Annotated in this window: 10 protein-coding genes and 1 pseudogene; 7 read left to right on the forward strand and 4 right to left on the reverse strand. The window is 61.7% G+C overall.

What is annotated here, in order from left to right; genetic code table 11:
• The 4 genes and pseudogenes from VGU61_RS03440 to VGU61_RS03455 form a co-directional block, all read left to right on the forward strand.
• Positions 1 to 263, forward strand: a pseudogene (locus VGU61_RS03440) (copper-transporting ATPase); the annotation flags it as partial.
• 230 nt (positions 264 to 493) lie between these two features.
• Positions 494 to 1,453: a TAXI family TRAP transporter solute-binding subunit gene (locus tag VGU61_RS03445; RefSeq protein ID WP_326857702.1), complete on the forward strand. Its 960-nt coding sequence runs from the start codon at positions 494 to 496 to the stop codon at positions 1,451 to 1,453.
• Positions 1,454 to 1,536: 83 nt separating this feature from the next.
• A complete protein-coding gene (locus VGU61_RS03450; RefSeq protein ID WP_326857703.1) occupies positions 1,537 to 3,612 on the forward strand; it encodes a TRAP transporter permease in 2,076 nt (691 codons plus the stop codon).
• The gene (locus VGU61_RS03455; RefSeq protein WP_326857704.1) at positions 3,609 to 3,989 is read left to right on the forward strand and encodes a DUF1850 domain-containing protein; all 381 of its coding nucleotides are present in this window, start codon (positions 3,609 to 3,611) and stop codon (positions 3,987 to 3,989) included. The genes VGU61_RS03450 and VGU61_RS03455 overlap by 4 nt, the downstream gene beginning before the upstream one ends.
• Before the next feature lie 233 nt (positions 3,990 to 4,222).
• On the opposite strand, the gene VGU61_RS03460 is transcribed toward VGU61_RS03455, so the two are convergent.
• From VGU61_RS03460 to VGU61_RS03470, 3 genes are all read right to left on the reverse strand, one after another.
• Positions 4,223 to 5,005, reverse strand: a complete 783-nt coding sequence (locus VGU61_RS03460) for a class III extradiol ring-cleavage dioxygenase (protein WP_326857705.1) — start codon at positions 5,003 to 5,005, stop codon at positions 4,223 to 4,225.
• 14 nt (positions 5,006 to 5,019) lie between these two features.
• Positions 5,020 to 8,133, reverse strand: a complete 3,114-nt coding sequence (locus tag VGU61_RS03465; protein WP_326857706.1) for an efflux RND transporter permease subunit — start codon at positions 8,131 to 8,133, stop codon at positions 5,020 to 5,022.
• Positions 8,134 to 8,226: 93 nt separating this feature from the next.
• Positions 8,227 to 9,381, reverse strand: coding sequence for an efflux RND transporter periplasmic adaptor subunit (locus tag VGU61_RS03470; RefSeq protein WP_326857707.1), 1,155 nt, complete (start codon positions 9,379 to 9,381; stop codon positions 8,227 to 8,229).
• A 145-nt stretch (positions 9,382 to 9,526) separates the two neighbouring features.
• Between VGU61_RS03470 and VGU61_RS03475 the strand changes: the two genes are divergently transcribed.
• Positions 9,527 to 9,982, forward strand: coding sequence for a MarR family transcriptional regulator (locus VGU61_RS03475; RefSeq protein ID WP_326857708.1), 456 nt, complete (start codon positions 9,527 to 9,529; stop codon positions 9,980 to 9,982).
• 72 nt (positions 9,983 to 10,054) lie between these two features.
• Here VGU61_RS03475 and VGU61_RS03480 read toward each other — a convergent pair whose 3' ends face one another.
• Positions 10,055 to 10,969 (reverse strand): DMT family transporter, encoded by a 915-nt coding sequence (locus tag VGU61_RS03480; RefSeq protein ID WP_326857709.1) that lies wholly within the window; start codon positions 10,967 to 10,969, stop codon positions 10,055 to 10,057.
• 355 nt (positions 10,970 to 11,324) lie between these two features.
• Between VGU61_RS03480 and VGU61_RS03485 the strand changes: the two genes are divergently transcribed.
• Entirely contained in the window at positions 11,325 to 12,155 is an 831-nt protein-coding gene (locus VGU61_RS03485) for a helix-turn-helix transcriptional regulator (RefSeq protein ID WP_326857710.1), read from the forward strand.
• Positions 12,156 to 12,343: 188 nt separating this feature from the next.
• Positions 12,344 to 12,778, forward strand: a 435-nt coding sequence (locus VGU61_RS03490; RefSeq protein ID WP_326857711.1) for a hypothetical protein, incomplete at its 3' end; no start/stop codon positions are given.

Consider the following 12,778-nt stretch of genomic DNA (forward strand, 5'->3'; position numbering starts at 1 on the left):
TGACGCTGATGCGCGGGGACCCGGCGCTGGTAGGCGATGCGATTGATGTATCGCGCCGGACCTACCGCAAGATCCGGCAGAACCTGTTCTGGGCCTTCATCTACAACCTGATCGGCATTCCGCTGGCCGCATTCGGCCTGCTCAATCCGGTCGTGGCCGGCGCGGCGATGGCATTCAGCTCGGTAAGCGTGATCAGCAATGCCCTGCTGCTGAAGCGGTGGAGGCCGTCGGGCCATGCGGGGCCCGCGGCTTCCCATCCCTGACGCGGGCGACGGTCTCATGCATTGAGAAAAACCACCGTCGTTTCAGTGACTTGACGTTTATTTCCTGTGTGGCACGGCGTCCGCCAAAGCCTACTACAATGGTGGACACGGAAGCGCTCGCTTCCTATAAAAGCCTGTCTGAACACATATTGCGCTGGCCGGTTTCACCCTGATCCCGGCCTGTCCGCTAGCGTATTCATACGGGCGCTAACAACCACAGGAGATAAAACATGATCAATCGATTTCTAGGTCGCTTTTTCGCTGTCGCCGGCATCGCCTTGCTGGCCAGTGCGCCGGTACAGGCGCAGCAGAAGTTCGTGAATGTCCTGACCGGCGGGACCAGCGGCGTCTACTATCCGATGGGCGTGGCGCTGACCCAGATTTACGGCAAGGCGATGCCGGACGCAAAAATTTCGGCACAAGCGACCAAGGCCTCCGCGGAGAACCTCAACCTGCTGCATGCAGGCCGTGGAGAAATCGGCTTCACCCTGGCCGACTCGCTGTCCGACGCATGGAAGGGCGATGAGGAAGCCGGCTTCAAGTCGCCGCTGAAGAAGCTGCGCGGCGTCGCCGGCATTTATCCGAACTACATCCAGATCGTCGCCAGCGCCGATTCCGGCATCAAGACCCTGGCCGATCTCAAGGGCAAGCGCCTTGCCGTCGGCGCGCCGAAATCCGGCACCGAGCTCAATGCGCGCGCCATCCTGAAAGGCGCCGGCATGACCTACAAGGATCTCGGCAAGGTCGAGTACCTGCCGTTCGGCGAGTCGGTCGAACTGATGAAGAACCGCCAGCTCGACGCCACGCTGATTTCCGCCGGGCTCGGCGTCGCCGCGGTGCGCGACCTGTCGACGTCGGTGAAGATCGTGATGGTGCCGGTCCCGGCAGATGTCATCGCCAAGGTGGGCGACCCGGCCTACCAGGCCGCGACCGTCCCGGCCAAGACCTATGAGGGCCAGGACACCGAAGTGCCGACCGCCGCTATCCAGAACTTCCTCGTCACCCATGAAGGCGTGCCTGCCGACGTCGTATACACGATGACCAAGAGCATGTGGGAGAACCTCGACAAACTGGTCGCGGCACATGCCGCAGGCAAGGCCATCACGAAGGACAATGCGCTCAAGGGCAGCCCTGTTCCCCTGCATCCCGGCGCGGAGAAGTACTACCGTGAAATCGGGCTGATGAAGTAATTGGTTCGCAAATAAATAACGAGACAAAGCAAGCCACGGCCGGAAGCGGTTGCAATGCTTTCCGGCCGAATCAGGAGACAAGCATGGCAGAACTGCTTCACCCCGCGCCCGGCCAGGTGGCCGCCGATGAATTCCAGGAACATGGCCTCCAGCGCAAGCTCGGCGGCTATGCGTTGAAGATCGTGATCGCGGCCGCGCTGACCTTTTCAACCTATCAGTTGATCGTCGCGGCCTTTCATCCGCTGTCCAGCCTTGTGATCCGCTCCCTGCACGTCGGTTTCCTGCTGATGATCACCTTCCTGCTGTACCCCGCCGTCAAGCACAGCGACCTTTCACGGGTTGCGTGGTATGACTGGCTGCTGGCCGGAAGCGCGTTCGTGCTATCCACTTATCACTGGATTTTCGAGGCCGACCTGATCCAGCGTGCCGGCGATCCAAGCATGACCGACCTGGTGGTCGGCACCATCATGGTCGTCATGGTGTTCGAGGCGGCGCGGCGCATCATGGGCCTGGCCCTGCCGATCATCTGCGCCGCCTTCCTCCTGTATGGATTATTCGGCGAATACCTGCCCGGCTCCCTGGCGCATCGCGGTTTCGGCTTCGACCAGATCGTCGACCAGCTCTTCATCGGCACCGAAGGCATCTTCGGTATTCCGACCATGGTGTCGGCAACCTATATCTTTCTCTTCATCCTGTTCGGCGCCTTCCTCGAACACGCCGGCATGATCAAGCTGTTCAACAGCGTGGCGCTCGGCCTGGTCGGCCATGCACAGGGCGGCCCGGCCAAGGTGGCGGTGGTGTCGTCCGGCATGATGGGCACTATCTCCGGTTCCGGCGTCGCCAATGTGCTGACCGTCGGCCAGTTCACGATTCCGCTGATGAAGCGCTTCGGCTATTCCGGCGTCTTCGCCGGCGCGGTGGAGGCAACCGCCTCGATGGGCGGGCAGATCATGCCGCCGGTGATGGGCGCGGTGGCGTTCATCATGGCCGAAACCCTGAATGTGCCGTACTCGGAAATCGTGAAGGCCGCCATCATCCCGGCCTTGCTGTATTACTTTACCGTCTTCGTCATGGTGCACCTTGAAGCCGGTCGCCTGAAACTGATGGGCCTGCCGAAAGAACAGTGCCCGAGCGCATGGAAAGCCATCAAGGCGGACTGGCACCTGGTGCTGCCGCTGGCGGCGCTGGTGTTCATGCTGTTCCATGGCTTCACGCCGATGTTCGCCGGCCTGACCGGTCTGGCGCTGACCGCCATCCTGATCCTGGGCGCGGCCGTGGCGGCGCGCATTTCGATGCATGCGTTCCGCTACGTGTTCTGGATCGCGACCGGGCTTGCCGCCGCCACCTTCCTTGAATTCGGCATCTATCCCATCCTCGGCGTGATCGCCTTGCTGTGCCTGTGTTGCTTCTTCATCCAGGGCGGACACAAGACCCTGCAGACGATGAAGTCCAGCCTGGTGGACGGCGCCAAGCAGGGCCTCGTGGTCGGCGTCGCCTGCGCGGTGGTGGGAGTGATCATCGGCGTGCTGACGTTGACCGGCGCCGCGTCCTCCTTCGCCGGTTTCATCCTGACCGTCGGCGAGAAGAGCCTGTTCATTTCGCTGGTGCTGACCATGCTGGTGTGCCTTGTTCTGGGCATGGGCATTCCGACTATCCCGAACTACATCATCACCAGCGCGATTGCCGCGCCGGCGCTGCTGCAGCTCGAGGTACCGCTGATCGTCAGCCATATGTTCGTGTTTTATTTCGGCATCATGGCCGACCTCACCCCGCCGGTGGCGCTGGCGGCATTTGCAGCGGCATCGATTTCAAAAGACGATCCGGACAAGACCGGCTGGAAGGCAACTCAGCTTGCGATCGCCGGTTATGTGGTGCCTTTCATGGCCGTCTATACGCCGGCGCTGATGCTGCAGGGCAATTGGACTGCGCTGGGCGTGATCTATGTCGTTTTCAAGGCATTGCTGGCCATCACTCTATGGAGTGCTGCAGCAGTCGGCTACTTCTGGGCACCGCTCAAGCTGGTCGAACGCATCTTCATCACCGCAGCCGCAGCCTTGCTGGTTGTCGCCTTGCCGATCACGGATGAACTCGGCTTGGGCATGGCCGCGCTATTCTTCGCCTGGCATTTCTGGCAGAAGCGCCGGCTGGCGCTTGCATGACAGCCCTCTGCCTGGCAGCGGCGGCCATCACGGTCGCCCTGCCGCTCCAGGCCTTCACCCTGGCCTGGACGCACTCCATCGAAAAAATACGCTGGGAAGAAGATTACCGCCTGGCCGGCGACAAGCTTGAACTGGTCGAGGCGCGCATCCGTGGGTCCGGCGCAGGCATGGAGCCGCCGGAAGGCGCGGTATTGAAGGATGGCGTCTGGCACTACGCGCCTGCGTTGCCGGCGTTACCGCGGCTTAAGCTGACGCGTTCCGTGTATGTTGCGGACTACGAGTTGTGCGCAGCGGGGCGGTGCCGTTCGTTTGGCGACGTAATTGGCGAGGCGGAGAATGCGCCTGAGGTGGAGGTGTTTGTTTGCGGGAAGCGGTAGTCTCCGTTCGCGTTCATACGGACCGAAAGCCGCCATCACCCCCTCCCATTCCAGGGGAAGAGAGTCCGACTACGCCCCATCAGATCCCGATCGCCGTATCTGCAAATGTCCCCTGCGGAATCCCGCCCGGCGATGTTCGGAAGGCAAAAAGGAGACGATGCGTCGCGGAAGATTGTGGAACCGGCCTTACCGGGAAGGCATGGAAATGTTTGGCGTGAAATCGCCGGCAGGGTTTACGCAAATGCGAACGCATGCATGCCGATCACGCCATGGGTGAAGCTTTCATGCAGGATGTCGGTATGGTCGTCACCTGTTCCGTATGCGACCAGCAGAGGCATGAAATGCTCGGTGGTCGGGTGCGCGCGCAGTGCATGCGGCGCGTTGCGCTCCCATTCGATAAGCGCCTGGTCGCCGCGTGCAATAAGTACCCGGGTCATCCAGGCGGCGAACTCGACTGCATACGCGGGCGCCTCGGCATGCAACTGGCCGGGACGGAACTCGCGCAGATTATGGGTGAAACTGCCTGACGCCATGATCAGCACGCCGTCGGCACGCAATCCGCCGAGCGCCCTGCCGATGTCGATCAGGCGTGCATTCGGCAGCGACATGTCGAGCGATACGCTGACCACCGGCACATCCGCCTCCGGGTACATCAGCTTGAGCGGCACCCAGGCACCATGATCGAGGCCGGGATTCTCCGCTTCTTCCACGGCGATCCCGGCCGAACGCAGCATGGCGGCGACCTTCTGCGCAAGCGGCGCATCGCCGGGCGGCGTGTAATCCATTTCGTACAGCGCCTGCGGGAATCCCCGGAAATCATGCACCGCATGATGGCGCGGCGCAGTGCTCACGACCGACGTCGAGGCCAGATCATGGGCGGAGATGACGATGACCGCGCGCGGCTTGCCGAGACGCTGGCCATACCCGGCGAGGAAGTGCCTGGCCGGCACGTCTTCCAGCAGCAGCGTCGGCGCACCGTGGGATACGAAGATGCCGGGCAATCCGGATGTGTGCATGGCCGCTCCAATGTTCAGGTTCCGTGGGCAGGCACCGCATCGCCCGGCAGCGCCTTGTTGTCGGCCGGCAGTTCCAGCGGACCCTTGCCGCTGAAGCGGTCGAGATAGAGGTAAATCACCGGCGTGATGAACAGCGTGATCACCTGCGACACCAGCAGCCCGCCCACCACGGCAAGGCCGAGCGGCTGCCGCAGTTCCGCGCCGGCGCCGAGGCCGAGCGCGATCGGCAAGGCGCCGACGGCCGCGGTCAGTGTCGTCATCATGATCGGGCGGAAGCGCAGCAGGCAGGCGGTGCGGATCGCTTCCGTCGGCGCCATGCCCTGGGTGCGCTGGGCATCGAGCGCGAAGTCGATCATCATGATCGCGTTCTTTTTGACCAGGCCGATCAGCAGCAGGATGCCGATGGTGGCGATCAGGGTCAGGTCGAAGCCGAACAGCCGCAGCGTGAGCAAGGCGCCAACCGCCGCCGACGGCAGGCCGGCAAGGATGGTGATCGGGTGGATGTAGCTCTCGTACAGAACGCCGAGCAGAACATAAATCACCAGCACCGCGAGGATCAGCAATGCCGCTTGGCTGGCCTGCGACGACTGGAATACCGCCGCATCGCCCGCATAGGACGTGATGATGCTGGCGGGCATGCCGATCTGCGCCTTCATGGCGTCGATTTTGCGCGTGGCTTCGCCGAGCGGCACATCGGGCGGCAGGTTGAAGGACAGCGTGATCGCTTCGAGCTGGCCCTGGTGGTTGACCGAGATCGGCCCGGCGGTGCGCCGCACGGTAGCCACGCTGGTCAGCGGCAGCAAGGTGCCGGTGTCGCTGCGGACATAGACCTTGGCAAGGTCGTTCTCATCCTGCTTGCCGGCATTCGCATCCTGCATGATGACCGAATAGCTGTTGCTGCTGGTGAAGATGGTCGATACCTGCCGCTCGCCGTAGGCGCTGTAGAGCGCGGTGCGGATATCGTCGACGCGCACCCCGGCGGCGTTGGCGCGATCGCGGTCGATGTCCACCACCGCCTCCAGGCCCCGCATCTGGGTATCGCTGGTGACATCAAGGAAGGCCGGGTCGGCGCGCATTTGCGCCTGCATCTTTTCCGCCCACTCGTCGAGTTCCTTCGCACGCACGCTTTGCAGCACCAGCTGATAGCGGCTGGCGCTGGTGCGTCCGCCAAGGCGCAAGTTCTGGACCGGCGTGAGGAACACCGACGCGCCGGGTACCGCCGAAACCTTGCGCCGCAAATCGCGCAGTACGGTATCCATATTTGCCCGCTCGGACCGCGGCTTGAGGCCGATGAAAAGGAAACCGGTATTGCCTTCCCTTACGCGCGAGGTGACGCTGACGACATTCGGATCGCTGCCGATGATGTCGGCGGTCTGCTTGACCAGCGCCGCCATGGTCGGGTACGACGCATCCTGCGGTCCGCGCAACTGCGCGCTGATCTGCCCGATGTCTTCAGTGGGAAAGAATCCCTTGGGAATCGTGACGAACAGCGCGGCGGTCAACCCAAAGGTGGCGAACGCCACCATCAGCACCGTGAAGCGGTGCGCGAGCGACCAGTCGAGTCCGCGGGTGTAGGCACGCACCACGGCATCAAACATGCGATCGAAGGCACGGATGACGAAATTCTCCTTCTTGTGGGCGTCGTGCTTTTCATGCTTCAGGTAGAAGGCGCACATCATCGGTACCAGGGTCAGCGACACCGCCGCCGACACCAGCACCGCCAGCGATACCACCGCCGCGAATTCGTGGAACAGCAGGCCGATCACGCCCGGCATGAAGAAGATCGGAATGAAGACCGCCACCAGCGAAATCGAGATCGACAGGATGGTGAAGCTGACTTCGCGCGAGCCTTTCAGGGCTGCCGCCAGCGGCTCCATGCCCTCTTCCATGTAGCGCACGATGTTTTCCAGCATCACGATCGCGTCGTCGACCACCAGTCCCACCGCGATGGTGATGCCAAGCAGCGAAATATTGTTGAGGCTGTAACCGAGCCAATACATGAGCGCAAAGCAGCCGATCAGCGAGATCGGCAGCGACAGTGCCGGGATGACGGTGGCCGACAGCCGCTTGAGGAACAGGAAGATCACCAGCACGACGAGCGCCACCGTCAGCAGCAAGGTGAGCTCCACGTCGTGGATCGCTTCGCGGATCGACATCGAGCGGTCGTTGAGCACCTGCACGTTGATCGAGGCCGGCATCTGCGACTCGAACTGCGGCAGGGTCTGCTTCACCGCATCCACCACCGCTACGGTGTTGGCATTCGGCTGTCGCTGCACCGCCAGCACAATGGACGGGCTGCCGTTGACCCAGCTTCCGCTCTTGGTCGATTCGACGCTGTCTTCCACCAGCGCCACATCCTTCAGCCGCGTCACCACGCCCTGGTTGCTTTTGATGACGAGGTCGGCGAACGCGGCGGCATTCTGCAACTGCCGGTTGGCTTGCAGTGTCAGTGTCTGGCGCGGACCGTCAAGCGTGCCGACCGGCGTGTTGGCGTTGGCGGCGCGCAGCGCGGTGGCGACTTCGTCCAGCGTCATGTTGCGTGCGGCAAGTTCATCCGGCTTGACGCGGATACGCACCGCATAGCGGCGCTGGCCGTACACCTGCACCTGCGCCACACCGCTGATCGTGGACAGCGCCGGGGAAATGAGGTTTTCGGCGTAGTCGTTCAGCTCGGACAGGGAGAGCGAGGGCGAGGTCAGCGCAAGCAGCAGCACCGCGGCATCGGCCGGATTCACCTTGCGGTAGTCCGGCAGTGATGTCATTTCATCGGGTAGCCCGCGCTGTGCTCGCAGCAACGCCGCCTGCACATCGACCGCCGCGGCATCGATATCCCGATTCGGTTCAAATTCGAGCGTGATGGAAGTGCTGCCGAGCGTGCTGCTGGAACTGATGGTGGCAAGGCCCGCGATGGTGGAGAACTGTTTCTCCAGCGGCGTCGCGACCGACGCCGCCATGACTTCAGGGCTGGCGCCCGGCAGGGATGCCGATACGTTGATTACCGGCGTGTTGTAACTGGGCAGCGCGGCGATCGGCAGAGCCATGTAGGCAAAAATGCCAACGATTACCACCGCGGCGGACAGCAGCACGGTCATCACCGGCCGGCGTATGCAGAGTTCTGAGATATTCACTGTCGTTCCTGTCATGCCGCTTCAATATGAAGCATGAGTGAAGCTTCATTGCTTCCCGCGTGGGCATCGCACCAACCGCCGGTCCGCCCGCCGTTATTTCGTTTCCGTTGCTTCCTGTTTCGCGCCTGCCAGTGCCTGCGGAGACGGCGCTTCCTTGACCTTGCCGCCGGGCCGCAGATTCTGCGCGCCCTCGACGACCACCCGTGCGCCGGCCTCGACACCGGACAGCGCGGCCATGCCGTTTTCGATGGCGAGCACGCTGACCTTCTGCTGCTTCACCGTGTCGTCCTGCTGCACGACGTAGACGAATTTTTCCTCCGGTCCGGTGACGACCGCCTGCGTGGGCACCGTGACGGCATCGGGGACGGTGCGCGAGACCAGGCGGACATTGACGTAGGTGCCGGGCCAGAGCGACTGCTCCTTGTTAGGGAATTCCGCCTTCATGCGGATGGTGCCGCTCTGCGGGTCCGCCGCATTGTCGATGAACACCAGCTTGCCCTGCGTTTCGCGGTTGCCGGCAAGCAGTGCCGTGACCGGCGCGCCGCCCTGCGGATAGGTGGCGCGGATGTTCGACAGCTCGCGCTCCGGCAGCGAGAAGGTGATGGCGATCGGGTCAAGCCGGGAGATGGTCAGCATCGGATCGCCGGACGGTTGTGCCAGGCTGCCTGGATGCACATTGATGATGCCGATGCGGCCGGCGATGCTGGCGGTGATGCGATTGTTTCCGAGCGCGATCGCGCTTGACCGTGCGCTTGCTTCGCCGGCGCGTACCGTGCTGCGCAAGGCTTCGACCTTGCTGCGCGCACTGTCGACGACAGCCTGCGATACGAATTTTTTCTCCAGCAATTCCTGGTTGCGCTTGAGCGCCTGTTCCGCCTCCGCGAGTTCCGCGCGCGCGCTGGCCGCCTCCGCCTGCGCCCGTGCGAGACCGGACTGGTCGCTGCGCTCGTCGAGCGTGAACAGCAGTTGCCCGGCCTTTACTTCCTGACCCTCGCGCACATGCACGCTGCGCACCACGTTCTGCACCTGCGGACGTACCTCGACGGTATCGATGGCGGTGACGAAGCCGTTTGCCGTCACCGTGATGGGAATGGATTTGCGTTCGGCGCGCGCCGTCAGCACGGTCTGCGCCGCGTTGCGCGGTTTCTGCACCGTCTGCTCCGGCTTGCTGCGGAGACCGAAATACCCGCCAACGCCGATGGCAAGAATGATTACGCCAATGAATAGTTGCTTGAGCTTTCGCGGCATGATGGGGTCGTTGGTTAATGAATAGGCGGGTACGTGAGTCCGGAGCTTCCTGGTTGCAACAAAGATAAATAATGCATGAGATACATTAGTTAGTAATACTATCGATTAGTGTATCATGTCCCGGACAGACGGAAGCCCCCATCGAATGGACCAGAAAAAGCACCTGCCCCTCCCGGAACGCCAGCGCGAACTGGGACAAACAATCGGCGAGATTTCGCGTGCGTGGCGCTATGAAATCAACATGCGCCTGAAGCCCTATGGGCTCAATCAATCGATGCAGCAGGTGCTGGTTCAATTGCATCGTCACCCCGATGGATTGATGCAGCGCGACCTGGCGCGCAAGCTGGGTATCGAAGGCCCGACGCTGGTCCGGCTGCTGGATCTGCTGGAACAGAAGGAGCTGATCGCACGCATTCCATCGCCCGACGACAAACGCCGCAAGTATTCGGTGCTGACAACAAAAGCGGCCGAGCAAATCCGGATCATCGAAAAAATATCCGGCGAATTACGCACCGTCATGCTGGAGGGATTGAGCAGCGCCGAAATCGATAGCGGTTTGCAACTGGTGCGGCGCATGCGCAATAACCTGCTGACGGATTGATGCCCGGGCAGTATGGAAGCGGTGTGTCGAGCGCCGCGCTTCCAACCTGATTGAATCTGCAGACTCATCGGCCTAGCGCCGGATACCCGATACCAGGGCCACGCCCGCACACGTCACCGCAATGCCGGCGATGCTGAACAGGGTCGGCACCACGCCGAACATCATCCATTCAAGCAGTACCGCCACGATAGGCGTCAGGAAGAACAGGCTGGTCACCTTCGTCGCCTGTCCGCGCCGCATCAATACATGCAATGCATTGACGGCGAGAATGGAGGCGAGCACCACGAGAAACAAAATGGAAAGCACCAGGGGCCAGCTCCAACGCACGGCCATGCCTTCATTTATCCACGCCAGCGGCGCAAGAACCGCCAATGAAACGACGAATTGCAGGAAGGCGGCGCTGCGCAGGTCCGCCGTCTTGCAGAATGCGCGCTGATACAGGGTGCCGGCAGTGATGGCAGTCAGCGACACTGCGGCGGCAAACAGGCTGGCGTGCGTTACTGCTCTCACATCGATCTTGTGCCACACCACCAGCATTACGCCAGCAAGACCAAGCACCACGCCCAGCCACTGCGCGGCATTCAGCCGCTCACCCATGAGTCGATGCGCAATCACGGCGGTGAGCAGCGGCTGGGTCGACAGCAGCAATGCCGTGACGCCCGCCGACATGCCGAGGTACTGCGCATGATGGCTGCCGCCGAGATTGATGGCATGCATCAACAGTCCGGCAACGCAAATATGCACAAACTCGCGGCGGCCGGATGGCCAGGAGGGGCGCGTCATCATCACCCACGGCAACAGGCAGAGTATCCCGAAGGTGTAACGCAAGGTGAGGAAGGTAAAGGGAGCGGCATATTGCATGCCTGTCTTGCTGGCCAGATAGCCCGATCCCCAGATGATGACAAAGTACCATGCGAGCAGCGAGTCAATGCGCCCGGTATCCGAACGTGCATCAACAGTAACGGCGGCAGGTTGCTTAATTGACATTGGCGATTCGTGCATGTTGTCGGGCGAATGGGCAGTGTGCCATGAAAACCGATTGCACCATTCGAACCCCAAGATCAGGAATCAGGCCAGATTTTCCGTTTACTTGACCAAAGACAACAACCGTATGACGTAGCCGCTGTATTCAATCGTTTCACGTTTGCCATGCACAGAATGCTTTCCGCAAAGGCCAGATTCTTCATTGATAAAAATACATTTATGAGCAAACGCGATATCCCGAGAAACGCCATGTACTGCATATGTTGCAGTGCCCATCGGTAGTACCGATGTCATGCCACCCGGGAAATAACGCCACCTGATCCAACAAACTGCACATTCAACGGGCTACACCATACGCATGCCAGGCCAGTCCCTGATCTACCCGGGTTCCCATATCGCAACCCATCGTCCATACGGCGTGCTTTCGTCGCTGATGAAAGACAATATTTACTGGGTCGGCAACCAGGGATTTATTTACACCAGCCCCTGGGTAGTGACGCGCAATACGTCCCGCCATAGTGCCGTCGTACTGCTGTCCGCGACGGGCGAACCGCTGGAGCTCGAGACGGCGGGCTGCAGGTTGCGGCATCCGGCCATTGCCGTGTCGCCACTGGTAGCGCGCAACCTGCATGCAAAGAATATCGGCCTGGTCAGCGTGAACATCTCGCCGTTCCACCTTGATTACCGTGCTTTCCGGCGCTTTTCCGATACCGGCGTGACCCCGTTGGCGCGCGAGAAATACACCGACCTGGACCGTCAGTTACTGCGTGCCTACGAGGGCCAGACGAGCCTATCGGAAGCCGATGCGCTGTTCCATGCGGTGGTGGAGAGAACCGTCGGGCAACTGCCGATCTTTTACCGGCGCAGCAGCCATACCGAACTTGTGCTGCAGATCATGGAAAGCCATCCGATGTGCTCGCTGTCGGAGCTGTCGAAACAGCTTGGCCTGTCGCAAAGCCGGACCACCCATTTCTTCTCGTCGGCCATCGGCCTGTCTCTCAAGAGCTATATGTTCTGGTACAAGTCGGCGACCGCCGCGGACCTGTTTCTGGCCGACCACTCGCTGACCGAAGTTGCGCATAACGCCGGCTTCGCCGATTCCGCGCATCTGTCGCGGACCTGGCGGAACAAGTTCGGGACCACGCCTTCCTATATCCGCAACGACCGCTGCGTTCAATTATTTCGCTGACGAGTCGGACACAATTTGCTTCAGCGCGTGCTCGTTGTGTCTTTGCAGGAACTGCACACGCTGCCAGCCGTTTTCCGTAGTTGAACCGCAACCAGGAGAACCAACCCCGCCCTATCGCACAGCAACAGCATTCACATCAAAAGGTGCAGACATCGTCGGCGCCAATCAATAATCACGGAGACAAAACAATGCAGCATCACATCACTACCGGCCGGTTGCCGGTACCTTCCCCTGTCCGTCCAGCGGCGCGCAGCCACATGATAAAAGCAGGCATGCTGGCAGGCGGCCTGCTTCTTTCGATGGCCGCGCAGGCGCAGGTTGCGGTTTTCGAGGAAGGCTTCAGTACCGGCCTTGGCAAGTTCACCGCTGCCGGCAGCGTGAGCACCAGCACCGGCGCGGCAGTCCTGTCCGGCTGCTACGGCTGCACCGACGGCGCCATCACCTCCACCGCCATCAGCACCGTCGGCTTCACCGGCCTGCGGCTGAGCTTCGACCGCACCACCTCCGGGCTCGATACCGGCGAAGTCGGCGTGGCCGAATTCTCCACCAACGGCAGCACTTATACGGCCGTCGAATCGACCCGCACCGCATCGGGACGGGTGACGTTCAACCTGCCGGCATCG

It is taken from the genome of Noviherbaspirillum sp., from assembly GCF_035944575.1.
GTDB lineage: Bacteria > Pseudomonadota > Gammaproteobacteria > Burkholderiales > Burkholderiaceae_D > Noviherbaspirillum.

Coding starts and splice junctions, on each gene's coding strand:
- VGU61_RS03445 (WP_326857702.1), top strand. CDS start 494: ATGATCAATCGATTTCTAGGTCGCTTTTTCGCTGTCGCCGGCATCGCC.
- VGU61_RS03450 (WP_326857703.1), top strand. CDS start 1,537: ATGGCAGAACTGCTTCACCCCGCGCCCGGCCAGGTGGCCGCCGATGAA.
- VGU61_RS03455 (WP_326857704.1), top strand. CDS start 3,609: ATGACAGCCCTCTGCCTGGCAGCGGCGGCCATCACGGTCGCCCTGCCG.
- VGU61_RS03460 (WP_326857705.1), bottom strand. CDS start 5,005: ATGCACACATCCGGATTGCCCGGCATCTTCGTATCCCACGGTGCGCCG.
- VGU61_RS03470 (WP_326857707.1), bottom strand. CDS start 9,381: ATGCCGCGAAAGCTCAAGCAACTATTCATTGGCGTAATCATTCTTGCC.
- VGU61_RS03475 (WP_326857708.1), top strand. CDS start 9,527: ATGGACCAGAAAAAGCACCTGCCCCTCCCGGAACGCCAGCGCGAACTG.
- VGU61_RS03480 (WP_326857709.1), bottom strand. CDS start 10,969: ATGTCAATTAAGCAACCTGCCGCCGTTACTGTTGATGCACGTTCGGAT.
- VGU61_RS03485 (WP_326857710.1), top strand. CDS start 11,325: ATGCCAGGCCAGTCCCTGATCTACCCGGGTTCCCATATCGCAACCCAT.